Source organism: Mesorhizobium sp. WSM4935 (assembly GCF_029625735.1).
Lineage (GTDB): Bacteria > Pseudomonadota > Alphaproteobacteria > Rhizobiales > Rhizobiaceae > Mesorhizobium.
In genome coordinates this window covers 55,089-68,906 of record NZ_JARTVR010000004.1, presented here as the reverse complement: position 1 = coordinate 68,906, position 13,818 = coordinate 55,089, and the positions used below count along the sequence as shown (strand labels likewise).

The 13,818-nt window shown below is 64.2% G+C and carries 16 protein-coding genes; 11 read left to right on the top strand and 5 right to left on the bottom strand.

The genetic code is table 11. From position 1 onward, the window contains the following. The first annotated feature begins 82 nt into the window (after positions 1-82). The 6 genes from P9273_RS11990 (at position 83) to P9273_RS11965 (ending at position 4,462) form a co-directional block, all read left to right on the top strand. Positions 83-898, top strand: a complete 816-nt coding sequence (locus P9273_RS11990; protein WP_278049102.1) for an SDR family oxidoreductase — start codon at positions 83-85, stop codon at positions 896-898. Positions 899-984: 86 nt separating this feature from the next. Further along, the gene (locus P9273_RS11985; protein WP_278049510.1) at positions 985-1,470 is read left to right on the top strand and encodes a MaoC family dehydratase; all 486 of its coding nucleotides are present in this window, start codon (positions 985-987) and stop codon (positions 1,468-1,470) included. Then, on the top strand, positions 1,467-2,504 hold the full coding sequence (locus tag P9273_RS11980; RefSeq protein ID WP_278049101.1) for a phosphotransferase family protein: 1,038 nt from the start codon (positions 1,467-1,469) through the stop codon (positions 2,502-2,504). The genes P9273_RS11985 and P9273_RS11980 overlap by 4 nt, the downstream gene beginning before the upstream one ends. Positions 2,505-2,521: 17 nt before the next feature. Then, entirely contained in the window at positions 2,522-3,298 is a 777-nt protein-coding gene (locus tag P9273_RS11975) for an SDR family NAD(P)-dependent oxidoreductase (protein ID WP_278049100.1), read from the top strand. A gap of 120 nt (positions 3,299-3,418) precedes the next feature. Next, the gene (locus tag P9273_RS11970) at positions 3,419-4,063 is read left to right on the top strand and encodes a TetR/AcrR family transcriptional regulator (protein ID WP_278049099.1); all 645 of its coding nucleotides are present in this window, start codon (positions 3,419-3,421) and stop codon (positions 4,061-4,063) included. A gap of 165 nt (positions 4,064-4,228) precedes the next feature. Then, positions 4,229-4,462 carry a DUF680 domain-containing protein gene (locus tag P9273_RS11965; RefSeq protein ID WP_278049098.1) on the top strand — a complete coding sequence of 78 codons (234 nt, stop codon included), beginning with the start codon at positions 4,229-4,231 and terminating at the stop codon, positions 4,460-4,462. A gap of 87 nt (positions 4,463-4,549) precedes the next feature. Here the strand turns inward: P9273_RS11965 and P9273_RS11960 are convergent, their stop codons facing one another. The 5 genes from P9273_RS11960 to P9273_RS11940 all read right to left on the bottom strand — a co-directional run bounded on the left by P9273_RS11960 (position 4,550) and on the right by P9273_RS11940 (position 10,049). Further along, the gene (locus tag P9273_RS11960; RefSeq protein WP_278049097.1) at positions 4,550-4,774 is read right to left on the bottom strand and encodes a hypothetical protein; all 225 of its coding nucleotides are present in this window, start codon (positions 4,772-4,774) and stop codon (positions 4,550-4,552) included. An 85-nt stretch (positions 4,775-4,859) separates the two neighbouring features. After that, positions 4,860-5,444: a sarcosine oxidase subunit gamma gene (locus P9273_RS11955; protein ID WP_278049096.1), complete on the bottom strand. Its 585-nt coding sequence runs from the start codon at positions 5,442-5,444 to the stop codon at positions 4,860-4,862. Next, positions 5,437-8,430, bottom strand: coding sequence for a sarcosine oxidase subunit alpha (locus P9273_RS11950; RefSeq protein ID WP_278049095.1), 2,994 nt, complete (start codon positions 8,428-8,430; stop codon positions 5,437-5,439). Before P9273_RS11950 ends, P9273_RS11955 begins: the two co-directional genes overlap by 8 nt. Beyond that, complete coding sequence (locus tag P9273_RS11945; protein WP_040997306.1) at positions 8,427-8,723, bottom strand: sarcosine oxidase subunit delta; 297 nt, start codon at positions 8,721-8,723, stop codon at positions 8,427-8,429. Before P9273_RS11945 ends, P9273_RS11950 begins: the two co-directional genes overlap by 4 nt. 72 nt (positions 8,724-8,795) lie before the next feature. Next, positions 8,796-10,049, bottom strand: coding sequence for a sarcosine oxidase subunit beta (locus P9273_RS11940; RefSeq protein WP_278049094.1), 1,254 nt, complete (start codon positions 10,047-10,049; stop codon positions 8,796-8,798). Between the two features lie 242 nt (positions 10,050-10,291). Between P9273_RS11940 and P9273_RS11935 the strand changes: the two genes are divergently transcribed. The 5 genes from P9273_RS11935 to P9273_RS11915 all read left to right on the top strand — a co-directional run bounded on the left by P9273_RS11935 (position 10,292) and on the right by P9273_RS11915 (position 13,685). Continuing rightward, positions 10,292-11,050 carry an SDR family oxidoreductase gene (locus P9273_RS11935; protein WP_278049093.1) on the top strand — a complete coding sequence of 253 codons (759 nt, stop codon included), beginning with the start codon at positions 10,292-10,294 and terminating at the stop codon, positions 11,048-11,050. Between the two features lie 109 nt (positions 11,051-11,159). Beyond that, entirely contained in the window at positions 11,160-11,546 is a 387-nt protein-coding gene (locus P9273_RS11930; protein WP_278049092.1) for an SET domain-containing protein, read from the top strand. Between the two features lie 179 nt (positions 11,547-11,725). Then, positions 11,726-11,992 (top strand): 30S ribosomal protein S21, encoded by a 267-nt coding sequence (rpsU, locus tag P9273_RS11925; protein WP_027165252.1) that lies wholly within the window; start codon positions 11,726-11,728, stop codon positions 11,990-11,992. 132 nt (positions 11,993-12,124) lie between these two features. Then, positions 12,125-12,976 (top strand): tetratricopeptide repeat protein, encoded by an 852-nt coding sequence (locus tag P9273_RS11920; RefSeq protein WP_278049090.1) that lies wholly within the window; start codon positions 12,125-12,127, stop codon positions 12,974-12,976. Positions 12,977-13,208: 232 nt separating this feature from the next. Next, positions 13,209-13,685, top strand: coding sequence for a DUF992 domain-containing protein (locus tag P9273_RS11915; protein ID WP_040997316.1), 477 nt, complete (start codon positions 13,209-13,211; stop codon positions 13,683-13,685). Positions 13,686-13,818: the final 133 nt, after the last annotated feature.

Here is a 13,818-nt window from a genome sequence, read left to right as displayed (position 1 = left end):
GTACTTCGGCTAGCCTTGTCAACGCGAGTCCTTGGGCGAGTCCTTGGGCAAATCCCCGGCTGGCAGCATGCGGAGAAACATGATGAGCTATCTGGACAAGCTGTTCTCGGTCGCCGGCAAAACCGCGCTGGTGACGGGTGCGGCGACCGGCATCGGCCGCATGGCGGCGACCGGGCTGGTGCGCGCCGGCGCTCACGTGATGATCGCCTCGCGCAAGGGCGAGGATTGCGCGAAAGTCGCCAACGAATTGAACGCGCTTGACGGCTCCGGCCATGCCGAGGGCTTTGCCGGCGACGTGTCCAGCGAAGCGGGCATCGCCGCACTCGTCGCCGAGGTCAGGGCGCGCACGGAGCGCCTGCATATCCTGGTCAACAATGCCGGCATTTCCTGGGGCGCGCCGCTGCAAGATTTCCCCTATCACGCCTGGGCCAAGGTGTTCGGCGTCAACGTCACCGCCGTCTTCCACCTAACCCGGGAGCTTTTGCCGCTGCTCGACGGCGCGGCGAGCGACGACGACCCGGCCCGCGTGATCAATCTCGGCTCGGTGATGGGCACCCAACCGCTGGCCGACGACGCCTATTCCTACGCGGCTTCGAAAGCGGCGGTGCATCATTTGACGCGCACGCTGGCGATCGAATTCGCCGCCCGCCGCATCACCGTCAACGCCTTTGCGCCCGGTCCTTTCCAGAGCCGCATGACGGCCTTTGCCACCGCGACCGAGGAGCAGGCGAAACATGTTGGTAACCACGTTCCGCTCGGCCGCATCGGCGTGGCGGATGACATTGCCGGCGCAACGCTTTATTTGTGCAGCCGTGCCGGAAGCTATGTCACCGGCGCCATCCTGCCGATCGACGGCGGCCAGTCGGTGCAGCATGGAATGACATTGTTCAAGGAGTAAGTCGCCCGATTCAGGGAATCGGGCGGGGTTCAAGGAATAAGGCGTCCGGTTCGTGGAATCGTTATCCGGGCGGGGGTGCGGAGGACATCAGCGTGGAACCGATCAGTCTCGAAACGCTTCTGGCAAGCGTCGGCAAGGAGGTCGGCGTCTCGCCCTGGCGAACGGTCACGCAGCGCATGATCGACCAGTTCGCCGATGCGACCGACGACCACCAGTTCATCCATTGCGATCCGGAGCGCGCCAAGCGCGAGACGCCGTTCGGCGGCACCATCGCGCATGGCTTCCTGTCGCTGTCGCTTTTGTCGGCAATGACCTTCGAGACCATGCCGCCGCTGGAAAACACCAAGATGGGCGTCAACCACGGCTTCGACACACTGCGTTTCCTGGCGCCGGTGAAGACGGGTTCGCGCATCCGCACCCGCTTCGTGCTGGCGGACGTCAAGGTGCGGCCCTCCGGCTGGGTGCAGACGGCGCATGACGTGACCATCGAGATCGAAGGTTCGAAGAAGCCGGCGCTGACGGCGCGCTGGCTGACCTTGACGCTGATCGAGCGCCAGCCCGAGAACGCATGAGCGGCGAGGCCGGCGCCATAGACCAGGCGGCGCTTGCGCCCTATCTCGAGGCGCATATTCCGGGCTTCGCCGGCCTTTCCGCGATCGAAAAATTCAAGTCCGGCCAGTCCAATCCAACCTACCTTTTGACCGCCGCCAGCGGCCGCTATGTGCTGCGCGCCAAACCGCCGGGGCAATTGCTGAAATCCGCGCATCAGGTCGATCGGGAATTCCGGGTAATGCGGGCTCTCGCCGGCACGGCGGTGCCGGTGCCGCGCATGCTGCATCTGTCGGGCGAAGACTCCCCGATCGGCCGCATGTTTTATGTCATGGAATACATCGACGGCCGCATCTTCTGGGATCCGCCGCTGCCGGACGTTTCCAGCAATGAAGAGCGCGCCGCGATCTACGACGCGATGAACGCGACGCTTGCCGCCATGCACGACGTCGATATCGACGCCGTCGGCCTTGGTGATTTCGGCAAGCCCGGCAGCTATTTCGAACGCCAGCTCGCGCGCTGGACCGGCCAGTACCGCGCCTCCGAAACCGAAACCATCACCGATATCGACAGGCTGATTGCTTGGCTCGAAACGCATATGCCGGCCGATGACGGCCGCGTCTCGCTTGTCCATGGCGATTACCGGCTGGACAACATGATGTTCGCGCCGGACGCCCCGAAAGTCATCGCGGTGCTCGACTGGGAACTGTCGACGCTCGGCCACCCCTTCGCCGATCTCGCCTATCAATGCATGCAGTGGCGTCTGCCGCATGCCTCGGGTTTTCGCGGCCTTGGCGGCGTCGATCGCGTGGCTGCCGGCCTGCCTTCCGAGGAAGCCTATGTCGCCGCTTACTGCCGCAGGCGCGGGATCGAGGGGATCGACAACTGGACCTTCTTCCTGGCCTTTGCCTTCTTCCGGCTGGCGGCGATCTGCCAGGGCGTCTACCGCCGCGCGCTGGACGGCAATGCGTCCAATCCGGAAAAGGCGAAGACCTATGGCGAGGCAGTGAAGCTGCTCGCCGCACTTGCGGTACAACTGATCGACGAGAACAACTGAAGCAAGAGAGCCGAGCGATGGGCCGTTTCGATGGGATGACGGTGCTGATCACCGGCGCGACCGGCGGTCTCGGCAGCGGTGCGGCAAAGGCCTTCGCCGCAGAAGGGGCGCGGCTGGTGCTCTCCGATCTCGACGAGGCTGCGCTCGGCAGTTTCGCCGCGACGCTCGATACCGAGACGGTTCACCTTGCCGGCAACATCGCCGACGAAAACCTCTCCGAGGATCTGGTGAAGCTTGCCGTGCAGAAGTTCGGCCGGCTCGACATCGCCGTCAACAATGCCGGCATCGTGCACTCCTTCGTACGCCTGCCGCAGGTGACCTCGGAGGAGGCGCGCCGGGTGGTCGAGGTCGATCTCCTCGGCGTCTTCTACGCCATGAAGCACCAGATCCCTCAGTTGGAAAGCCAGTTCAAGCAGAGCGGCAAGGGTGGCGTCATCGTCAACATCGCCTCGGTCGCCGGCCTCTCCGGCGCGCCGAAGCTGTCGGTCTATGCCGCCGCCAAGCACGGCGTCGTCGGCCTGACGCGCTCGGCCGCCGTGGAATATGCCAGCAAGGGGATACGCATCAACGCGGTCTGCCCGGCCCACACCCGCACGGCGATGGTCGACGGTTTCGTGCGTTTTACAGGCGCGCCCGAAGCCGAAGCCCTTGCCGAACTCGCGCGCGGCGTGCCGATGAAGCGTGTCGGCGAGGTCGACGAGATCATCAGCGGCATCCTGTTCCTTGCCGACCCTGGCAACTCCTTCATGACCGGCCACACTCTGGCGCTCGATGGCGGCATTGGCGCGATCTGAGCCAGAATTGTGTTAAAACAAGGAGTTAGAGTGCACGCAAGGGAACCGGAAGGCTCCCTTGTCCGTTTCCGTACAGCGTATATAATTTCACCAGGCAACCAACACCAAAGGCAGCGGACATTGACGCTGAGCGTTCAGAAACGCCGCGAAAAACAGAAGGCGGAGCTTCGCTCCGAACTCGTCGCGGCGGCTCACAAGCTGGTACAGGAAGAGGGCTATGAGGGCCTGACTATCCGCAAACTTGCCAAGCGTGTCGGCTATGCGCCGATGTCGGTCTATTCCTACTTCGCCGACAAGCAGGACATTCTGTTCGCGCTGGCCGAAGACGCCTTCGAAACGCTGGCGCGACGCATCGAGGAGCACCCCGCGGACGATCCGATCGAGGCACTGCGGGCGGTAATGACCGAATACGCCGCCTTCGGGCTCGGTAATCCCAACGAGTACCGCACCGTCTTCATGACCGAGAAGACCCGGCTGCCAGAGGACCGCAGCTACGAGGACATGGAAGAGGGCAATCCGGCGATGAAGGCGCTGATAAGCCGGGTCGAGGCCTGTGTGGCCGCCGGCAAGCTCAAGGGCGATCCCCGCGCCATCGCCACCATGCTGTGGACCGTCGGCCACGGCACGATCTCGTTGCTGATCACCTTCCCCTTCTATCCTTTCGGTGACCCCCAGGCCTATGTGAAGCGGATGTGCGACTTCATGCTAGCCTCATTGTCGGCGCAGGATATCCCCCCGCTCACCGAAACACCCGTCAACTGCTAACCGGGTTTGCGCCGGCTTTTCCGTGATGCCGATTGCTTGGATTCGCGCTGACGAATTCCTACGTTCAAGAAAAGTTGTCGTACGCGTACAAATTCCCTCTTGAATTCATCTTCCGTTAACCGTATGTGTACGTTGCATCGTACATGTACGAACTGGAGATGGAAGATGAAAAAGACGACCCTCGCCCTCGCCGCCGTGCTGGCTTTTTCCGGGGCGGCTTTTGCGGGTACGCACCAGCCGGCCAAGCATGCTCCGGCAGCCTGCGCCCAGACCAACACCAATGGGGTTCTTGATTGCACCGCGACCGGCTCGGTCGAAAAGGCGGACGCCAGCAAGACCCAGACCAAGAGCCCGCGCCTCGGCATCGACGTTAGCCCCCGGTTCGTGCCGGGCCTGTAAGCACTATCGGCAGAATTAACGAAAACGGGCGGCACTTGGCCGCCCTTTTTCGTTTTGCCTGAAGTCCGATTGCCTGCTGCGACGGCGCTACTTCTTGCGCGACTTCATTCCAGGCACGGCCTTGGCCTTGCCGGGCTTTGCCGGTCCTCCGGGGATGGACGTGCTGGTAATCGATACCGGATCGCTGGCCGGAAACGTATCCTCGAGGCCTTCCTCGAGTTCCTCTTCCTCGACCTCGCGATGCCTTTCGTTCTCCAGCGAACGGACTGCCGCTGTCTTCTTGGGTGACTTCGGCGCGGATTTGGACGGCATCGGCAATCTCCCTCACGAGCTGCGGAAACGGCCAGGGTCGGCGATGGTTCCTGCCGCGCTGCTTTCCGACAGCGCAGTGTGGAGATCAGTTCGCCGCGTCGCCTGCCGCTTCCGACAGCAGAGTAAAGACATAGTCCGAAAAGGAACGCCAGCATTCCACGCGGAACGCATCGGCCGCGATGCGCAACAGCACGATCTCGGATTTGCCTAGAATGGTGCGCGAAGCAGCACCCACCGGGAACGCCTCGAGCGACAGGTCCTGCGGACAGCCCGAATTGACCGTCACCGCGGCTGCGGGCCCGACAACGGAAATCCCGACATTGCGATGCGAGATGCCGACCGCCGAATGCAGCGCCGTCACCTTGGCGCAGTCGGCGAGCGGATCGTTGCCGGCCTCGTCGATGATCATCCATTCGTCCGGCCCGAGCCACAGCGCCGTGCGCCCGTCCTTCGTCGCCGAGGTCTTAGGTTTTGTCGGCAGCGTGAGGCCGAGCGCCTTGGAGAGCGCGGCGAGCGAAGCCTCCGGCGCGCGCAGCGAGATGCGCTCGGCCGGCGGCAGCATCTCCACCTTCACGCCCGGCGCCGACAGCGCGCGGCCGGCAAGCGCAGGGCGCCGCTCGACGGAGGCAGGAACAGCAGCGGCTTTTGTCTTGGCGGCGGCCTTAGCCATTGAGGCGTTCTCCCTTCTCGTCGACGAACACCATGCCGGTGACTTCCACCTCGATCGTGCCGTTCGGCATCGGCACATAGAGCGTCTCACCCATGCGGTCGCGGCCGCCGGCGACCAGCGCCAGCGCGATCGAACGGCCGCAATTCTCCGACCAGTAGCTGGAGGTGACATGGCCGATCATCTTCATCGGGACCGGTTGCTTCGGATCGGCGACGATCTGCGCGCCTTCTTCCAGCACCACCTTCGGATCCTTGGTCTTCAGGCCGACGAGCTGCTTGCGGCCCTTGGCCACAAGGTCCGGCCGGGTCAGGCCGCGGATGCCGACGAAGTCGGTCTTCTTCTTGCCGACCGCCCAGTCGAGCCCGGCATCGTTCGGTGTCACCGTGCCGTCCGTATCCTGGCCGACGATGATGTAGCCCTTTTCGGCGCGCAGCACGTGCATCGTCTCGGTGCCGTAGGCGGTCGCGCCATGCTTCTGGCCTTCAGCCCACAGTGCTTCCCAGACCGCCTCGCCACAATCGGCCGGCACATTGACCTCGAAGCCGCGCTCGCCGGTGAAGGACATGCGGAACAGCCTTGTCGGCACGCCGCAGATCTTGCCCTCGCGCACCGACATATGCGGCATCGCCTCGTCCGACATGTCGATGCCTTCGACCAGCGGCGAGATGATGTCCCGCGACTTCGGCCCCTGCACCGCGATCACCGCCCATTGCTCGGTGATCGATGTCAGCCAGACATTGAGATGCGGGAACTCGGTCTGGAGGTAATCCTCCATGTGGTTCATGACACGCGGCGCGCCGCCGGTCGTCGTCGTCACGTGGAAGCGTTCCGGCGCCAGCCGGCCGACGACGCCGTCGTCATAGATGAAGCCGTCCTCGCGCAGCATGATGCCGTAGCGGCAGCGTCCGGTTTCGAGCTTCTCCCACGGATTGGTGTAGAGCAGCTCCATGAACTTCGCCGCATCCGGTCCGACCACTTCGATCTTGCCGAGCGTCGAGGCGTCGAACAGGCCGCCGACCTTGCGCACCGTCACGCATTCGCGGTTGACGGCGGCATGCATGTCTTCGCCGGCCTTGGGGAAATACCAGGCGCGCTTCCAGTTGCCGACGTCCTCGAACACCGCGCCCTGGCGTGCCGCCCACGGATGGATCGCTGTCCGCCGCGTAGGGTCGAAAAGCGCGCCGCGCGCGTGGCCGACGATCGAGCCGAAGGTCACGGGCGTATAGGGCGCGCGGAAGGTGGTGAGGCCGACCTGCGGGATCGGCTTGCCGAGTTCCTCGGCGGCGATCGCCAGGCCATGCATGTTCGACGTCTTGCCCTGATCGGTCGCCATACCGTTGGTAGTGAAGCGCTTGACATGCTCGATCGAGTGCATGCCTTCATGCACCGCCTGGCGGATGTCCTTAGCGGTAACATCGTTCTGGAAATCGACGAAGGCCTTGACCGTCGTGCCCGGCCCGGCGCCGGGCGCGGCGCCCAGCATGCCGCGCGACCAGATCTCGCCGGCATCGACCTTCGGCTTGCTGCCCTTGCCAATCTTGCCGCCGGCCTCCTTCGCCGCCTTGGCGCCGGCGGCATAGGCCTCGTCGATCGTCGCATCCAGCCCGTCCGTGCCGTTGCAGGCGCCGACCGAGACGCAGTCCTGCGCATAGGTGCCCGGCACGAAGCGCTTGGTCTCATCGTTGAAGGCGACCTTGCCGCGCGACTGCGAGAAGAGATGCACCGACGGCGTCCAGCCGGCCGACATCAGGATCGCGTCGACGGGGATGGTGCGCTGGCCGCCACCGTTCTTTGGCTGCACGGTCATCGACGACACGCGCAATTTGCCGCCGGCGCTGACCACGGCGCGGCCGAAATTGATCTCGATGCCGAGGCCCCTCGCCTCGTCGATTACCGCTCCCGACGGGTTGTCGCGCAGGTCGACAATGGCCGCAATGTTGACGCCGGCCTTCTTGAGATCGATCGCCGCCGCGTAAGCCGAGTCGTTGGCCGTGTAGACGCCGACATTCCTGCCGACCGCCACGCCATAATGGTTGAGATAGGTGCGCGCCGCCGAGGCGAGCATCACGCCGGGACGATCGTTGTTGGCGAACACCATATGGCGCTCGATGGCGCCGGTGGCGAGCACGACGCGGTTGGCGCGAACCTGCCACAGGCGCTCGCGCGCGAGCTCATGGCCCGGGTTCTTGAGATGATCGCTGACCCGTTCGACCAGGCCGACAAAGTTCTGCGCGTAGTAGCCGAAGGCCGTGGTACGGGAGAGCACGCGCGCATTGTCCATCCCCTTGAGCTTGGCGATCGCCGCCTGCGCCCAGGCATAGCCGTCCTGTCCGTCGATCCTGGCGCCGCTCTCGAAGCGCAGGCTGCCGCCGAATTCGGCCTGCTCGTCCGCGAGGATCACCCGGACGCCGGTTTCGGCCGCGGCAAGGGCAGCGGCAATGCCGGCGGCGCCGCCGCCCAGCACCAGCACCTCGCAATGCGCGTAGCGCGAAGCATAATGGTCCGGGTCCGGCTTTTCGGGGGAAACGCCGAGGCCTGCGGTAGCGCGAATCTTCGGCTCGTAGAGATCCTTCCAGGCCCATTTCGGCCACATGAAGGTCTTGTAGTAGAAGCCGGCCGAGAACATCGGCGAAGCGATGTCGTTGACCGCGCCGACGTCGAAGGCAAGCGAGGGCCAGCGGTTCTGTGAATTGGCCGTCAGCCCGTCATAGAGCTCTTGCACGGTCGCACGCACATTCGGCGTCTTGCGCGCGTCGTCGCGCACGATCTGCACCAGCGCGTTCGGCTCTTCCGCACCGGCCGAAAGGAAGCCGCGCGGCCGGTGATACTTGAACGAGCGGCCGACCAGATGCACGCCGTTGGCGAGCAGCGCCGAGGCCAGCGTGTCGCCCTCGATGCCGACATATGGCTTGTCGTCGAAGCTGAAGGAGGCGGTCTTCGCCTGGCTGAGGCGACCGGCGCCGGAAATGCGAAACGCGGCGTTCATTTCGAGGCTCCAGGCAGCTTCGCGGGCTTCGGCTCGCCGGCCTTGTAGGTCATGACGAACTTGTCGGTGACGGTATCGCGCACGGCGTTGAAGAAACGCGCGCAGCCATGGATGTGCCGCCAGCGCTCATAGATGACGCCTTTCGGGTTCGCACGGATGAAGAAGAATTTCTCGAAGTCGTCGTCGCTCTCGGCCGCGATGTTGGTCGGGCGCGCGATATGCGCCTCGCCGGCATTGCGGAACTCGAGTTCCGGGCGCTCTTCCTCGCAATAGGGGCAGCGGATGAGAAGCATCTGGTTGATCCTAAAACTTGCCGTGACCGGCGCGCGCGCCGGCCGGGTGGAAGCAAATCGGGTGAGCCATCATCAATGCGCCACCGCAGCCGCCGCCGCTTCGTCGATGAGCCGGCCGGTGCGGAAGCGCTCCAGCGTGAAGGGCGCGTTGATCGGGTGCGGCTCGTCCTTCGCGATCGTGTGCGCGAAGACATTGCCCGAGCCGGGCGTCGCCTTGAAGCCGCCCGTGCCCCAGCCGCAATTGACGTAGAGGCCCTTGACCGGCGTCTTAGCCAGGATCGGCGAGCGGTCGGGCGTCACGTCGACAATGCCGCCCCAGGAACGCAGCATCTTCATGCGGGTGAAGATCGGGAACATCTCGCAGATGGCGTCGAGCGTGTGCTGCAATATGTGTAGGCCGCCGGTCTGCGAATAGGAGACATACTGGTCGGTGCCGGCGCCGATGACCAACTCGCCCTTGTCCGACTGCGAGATATAGGCATGCACGGTGTTCGACATCACCACGCAGGGCACGACCGGCTTGATCGGCTCCGACACCAGCGCCTGCAGCGGGTAGCTTTCGAGCGGCATGCGCACGCCGGCCATGTTCATGATGACGGAAGAATGGCCAGCCGCGACCACGCCGACCTTCTTGGCGCCGATGAAGCCGCGCGTCGTCTCGACGCCGGCGACGGCACCATTGGCCGCGCGCTTGATGCCGGTGACCTCGCAATTCTGGATGATGTGGACGCCGCGCGCCGACGCGCCGCGCGCATAGCCCCAGGCGACCGCGTCGTGGCGCGCCGTGCCGCCGCGCCGCTGCAGGGCGGCGCCCATCACCGGATAGCGCGCCTCCTTGGAGATGTTGAGCGGCGGGCAGAATGCCTTCGCCTCTTCCGGCGTCAGCCATTCATTGTCGATGCCGTTGAGGCGATTGGCATGGATGTGGCGCTTGAACACCTGAACGTCATGCACGTTGTGAGCGAGCATCATGACCCCGCGCGCCGAATACATGACGTTGTAGTTGAGCTCCTGGGAAAGCCCGTCCCACAGCTTCAGCGCATGGTCGTAGATGCCGGCGCTCTCGTCATAGAGATAGTTGGAGCGGATGATGGTGGTGTTGCGGCCGGTATTGCCGCCACCGAGCCAGCCCTTTTCCAGCACCGCGATGTTGGTGATGCCGTGCTCGCTCGCCAGATAGTAGGCGGTCGCCAGGCCGTGTCCGCCGGCGCCCACGATGATGACGTCGTATTCCTTCTTCGGCTCGGGCGAGGTCCACTGCTCCTCCCAGCCCTTGTGGCCGCGCATCGCCTCGCGGGCAATGGCGAATACCGAGTATTTCTTCACGTTAAGCCTCGCGCCAAAAATCGCGGATGTCGTTCGGGCCTCTCCCGTCACGCGAGGTGTATCACTAGCGAAACCGCGATGTCATCCTTACGCTGTTTGCGACGGCGCTTGCCGTTTTGCGCCAGTGCCGCGCAATGCCTGCGCGACGATGGCAAGGCAGCTTTCGGGTGGCTGCATCCATGCCGATTTGCGACCCAGACATCCATCCGCCGCAAGCCGGCACCAAGGAAGGATGCTGAGATATGTTCACTCTTACAAACAAGGTCGCGATCGTCACCGGCGCAAGTTCCGGCATCGGCCGCGCCACCGCCAAACTGTTTGCAGAGCAAGGCGCAAGCCTGGTCGTCGCGGCCCGGCGTCAGGCCGAGCTCGACGCGCTCGTCGGCGAGATCGAGAATGCCGGCGGTAGGGCGGCCGCACTTGCCGGCGATGTCAGGGACGAAGTCTATGCCCAGGCGCTGGTGAAGCTCGCTGTAACCCGCCTTGGCGGCCTCGACATCGCCTTCAACAATGCCGGCGCAGTCGGCGCGATGGGGCCGGTGCCCGATATGGCGCCGGCGGCCTGGCATGAGACGATGGACACCAACCTGACCAGCGCCTTTCTCGCCGCCAAGCACCAGATACCGGCAATGCTGGACCGCGGCGGCGGTTCGCTGATCTTCACCTCGAGCTTCGTCGGCTACACGGCCGGCCTGCCTGGCATGGCGGCCTATGCCGCCGCCAAGGCCGGGCTCATCGGCCTGACGCAGGTGCTCGCCGCCGAATACGGTCCGCAAGGTCTGCGCGTCAACGCGCTGCTGCCCGGCGGCACCGACACGCCCGGCGCGACCACGACCACCCCCGAGGCGCGCGCTTTCGTCGAAGGCATCCATGCCCTGAAGCGCATGGCAGAGCCGCTGGAGATCGCGCGCTCGGCGCTTTACCTGGCATCCGACGCATCGAGCTTCACCACCGGCACGGCCTTGTTTGCCGATGACGGCGTCTCGATCAGCCGGACGTGATCCGGCCGGCAGGCTGGAAACACGCCCATCCGCTGAAATGTAGCTGCGCGGTCTTGCATTTCGGCGCGAATTGACGATTTCGTTTCCCGTCGAAAATGGACGGGGAACGATGCTGCTGATCAGAACCTATGTCGCCCAGAGCGCCATCGAAGGCGTCGGCGTGTTCGCCGCCGAGCCGATCCGCAAGGGTGCTTCGATCTGGCGGCTCGACCCGGATTTCGACCGGCTGATCCCGATGGATAGATATGAGGCCGCCCCCCCGCATCTGCGCGAGTTGCTCGACCGCTACGCCTATCCGAGCCCGGACAAGCCCGGCTTCATGGTCTATGAGGTGGACAATGGCCGCTTCATGAACCACTCCGAGCGGCCGAACACGGATTTCTCGCAATATGGCGGCGCGATCGCCATTCGCGACATCGCCGCCGGCGAGGAAATCACCTGCGATTACGGCGAGTTCTTCGAGGACTTTGCGCGCCTCCATCTGACGACCGCGTAGGGCGACCAAACGTCAGGCAGCAGCGCTCGGGTTTTTGATCGCTGTTTCGCGCAATCAGCGGTGGACATCCCAGCCTGATTCTGCTATCAGCCGCCACAATTCGCGGTGCAGCTCGCCGCGGAGGCATCTCAGCTATGGCTGTTTGCCTAACGATTTCAAACCCGAAGACAGGATTGCCCGTGCAGGTACTCGTCCGCGACAACAACGTTGATCAGGCGCTTCGCGCGCTGAAGAAGAAGATGCAGCGCGAAGGTATTTTCCGCGAAATGAAGATGCGCGGTCATTACGAGAAGCCGTCTGAGAAGCGTGCCCGCGAGAAGGCCGAAGCCGTGCGCCGCGCCCGCAAGCTGGCCCGCAAGCGCGCCCAGCGCGAAGGCCTGCTGCCGATGACCCCGCGCCCGGCTCCGGCTGGTGCTGCCGGCGCATCGCGCTCGCCGCGCTCATAACGCCAATTTTTCGTCCTTTTCGAAGGATACCGAGGGTGGCGCGATGCGAAATCGCCGCCACCTTTTTATTTATAGATTCGAGCCGGTTCGGAGAGGGAACGGACTGACGGCGCCGCGGCAGTGAGGACAAAGATGAACGCTATTACCGTGGAGCGCGGAACCGCTTTTCGCGGCTTCGCCCTGACGGCGGCCCTGCTTTCGGGTCTGGTGCTTGCAGCATGCCAGACGACCCCGACAGGTGAGTTCAACTCGATCGACAAGGCGCAAGGGTCGAGCGAGAACATCTCCTCGCTTTCGGCGGTCATCCAGCGCAATCCGCAGGATCCCGAGGGCTACAATGTGCGCGGTTCGGCCTATGGCCGCGGCGGCCAGTACCAGGCAGCGCTCCAGGACTTCAACCAGGCCATCCAGCTCAATCCGAACTTCTACCAGGCCTATTCGAATCGCGCGCTGATCCAGCGCTTCCTCGGCAATCAGCAAGCGGCTTTGGCCGACTACAACCGCGCGATCCAGATCAACGCCAACTACGATGCCGCCTATATCGGCCGCGGCAATCTCTACCGCAAGGCGGGCCGCATCCAGGACGCCTTCAACGACTTCCAGAAGGCGATCCAGCTCGACACCACCGACGCGCGCGCCTACCACAATCGCGGCCTGATCTATCAGAGCCAGGGCCAGCACAAATTCGCCATCGAGGATTTCTCGACCGCAATCTCGCTGGCGCCGGACGCCGCCGAACCCTATAACGGCCGCGGCCTCTCCTACCTGGCGACGGGCGACGAGGACAACGCCTTCTCCGACTTCAACATGGCCATCAAGCTCGATGGCAAGAACGCCGAAGCCTGGGCGAACCAGGCGCTGATCTATGAAAAGCGTGGCGACAAGGTCAAGGCTTCCAAGTCCTATCGCGAAGCCATCCGCCTCGACCCCACCTACCAGCCGGCCAAGGACGGCCTGTCGCGCGTCGGTGGCAACGCCAGCTGATCGGAAGCCGACGCCGTAAGGATATCCTGCACGACGCGCTTAGGCGTCGTCCCCGATCGCCCGAGTCCGTCCGCAAGCGCAGTGTTGCCCTGCAGCAAGGCCGATAGCGATCCGTTAACCGCCCAAGGCGAGGCGTTAACCTTTGCCATGTTCGCGCCAAGTTTTCAGCGGAACGCTCGACGCACCTCGATCGTTTAAGGCGGGGCCAAATTTTCGCGAAAGGACCTTTCCAATGATCAAAACACTTGCCTGTGCCGCTGCCGCGCTTGCCGCCACGGTCCTCGCTTTTCCGGTAAGCGCCGGCACGCTCCGGCTCGGCACGCTCGATTGCACCATCGACGGCGGCGTTGGCTACGTCATCACATCGAACAAAGGTGTATCGTGTGTCTTTCGCCCCTCCCATCACGGCCCGGCCGAGATTTATACCGGGATGATCTCCAAGCTCGGCGTCGATGTCGGCAAGACGCATCAGGGCCAGCTCGTCTGGGCGGTGCTTGCCGCCACCCGCAACCATGATGCGGGCGATCTCGCCGGCAGCTATTACGGCGTCAACGCCGAGGCTTCCGTGGTGACCGGCGGCGGCGCCAACGTCCTGGTCGGCGGCCTGGACAGCGCCTTCATGCTGGAGCCGCTGAGCGTCCAGGCGCAGACCGGTGTCAACCTGGCCGTCACCGTGGCGTCGCTGGATCTCGTCCACTCCTATAAGTGAAGCTTCGGCTCCAAAGCCTTCGCTTGCAATCGGCCCGGAACACCTGTTCCGGGCCGATTGCTTTTGGCAGCCGGACGGCCGGCGCGATCGTGGCTCTACCCCCACAGCGGACTCCATGAAAAAGCCTCTTGAG

What these genes read in the sequence shown, in the direction of transcription:
- P9273_RS11990 (WP_278049102.1), top strand. Translation starts at nt 83, where the DNA reads ATGAGCTATCTGGACAAGCTGTTCTCGGTCGCCGGCAAAACCGCGCTG.
- P9273_RS11980 (WP_278049101.1), top strand. Translation starts at nt 1,467, where the DNA reads ATGAGCGGCGAGGCCGGCGCCATAGACCAGGCGGCGCTTGCGCCCTAT.
- P9273_RS11975 (WP_278049100.1), top strand. Translation starts at nt 2,522, where the DNA reads ATGGGCCGTTTCGATGGGATGACGGTGCTGATCACCGGCGCGACCGGC.
- P9273_RS11965 (WP_278049098.1), top strand. Translation starts at nt 4,229, where the DNA reads ATGAAAAAGACGACCCTCGCCCTCGCCGCCGTGCTGGCTTTTTCCGGG.
- P9273_RS11960 (WP_278049097.1), bottom strand. Translation starts at nt 4,774, where the DNA reads ATGCCGTCCAAATCCGCGCCGAAGTCACCCAAGAAGACAGCGGCAGTC.
- P9273_RS11955 (WP_278049096.1), bottom strand. Translation starts at nt 5,444, where the DNA reads ATGGCTAAGGCCGCCGCCAAGACAAAAGCCGCTGCTGTTCCTGCCTCC.
- P9273_RS11950 (WP_278049095.1), bottom strand. Translation starts at nt 8,430, where the DNA reads ATGAACGCCGCGTTTCGCATTTCCGGCGCCGGTCGCCTCAGCCAGGCG.
- P9273_RS11945 (WP_040997306.1), bottom strand. Translation starts at nt 8,723, where the DNA reads ATGCTTCTCATCCGCTGCCCCTATTGCGAGGAAGAGCGCCCGGAACTC.
- P9273_RS11935 (WP_278049093.1), top strand. Translation starts at nt 10,292, where the DNA reads ATGTTCACTCTTACAAACAAGGTCGCGATCGTCACCGGCGCAAGTTCC.
- P9273_RS11930 (WP_278049092.1), top strand. Translation starts at nt 11,160, where the DNA reads ATGCTGCTGATCAGAACCTATGTCGCCCAGAGCGCCATCGAAGGCGTC.
- P9273_RS11920 (WP_278049090.1), top strand. Translation starts at nt 12,125, where the DNA reads ATGAACGCTATTACCGTGGAGCGCGGAACCGCTTTTCGCGGCTTCGCC.
- P9273_RS11915 (WP_040997316.1), top strand. Translation starts at nt 13,209, where the DNA reads ATGATCAAAACACTTGCCTGTGCCGCTGCCGCGCTTGCCGCCACGGTC.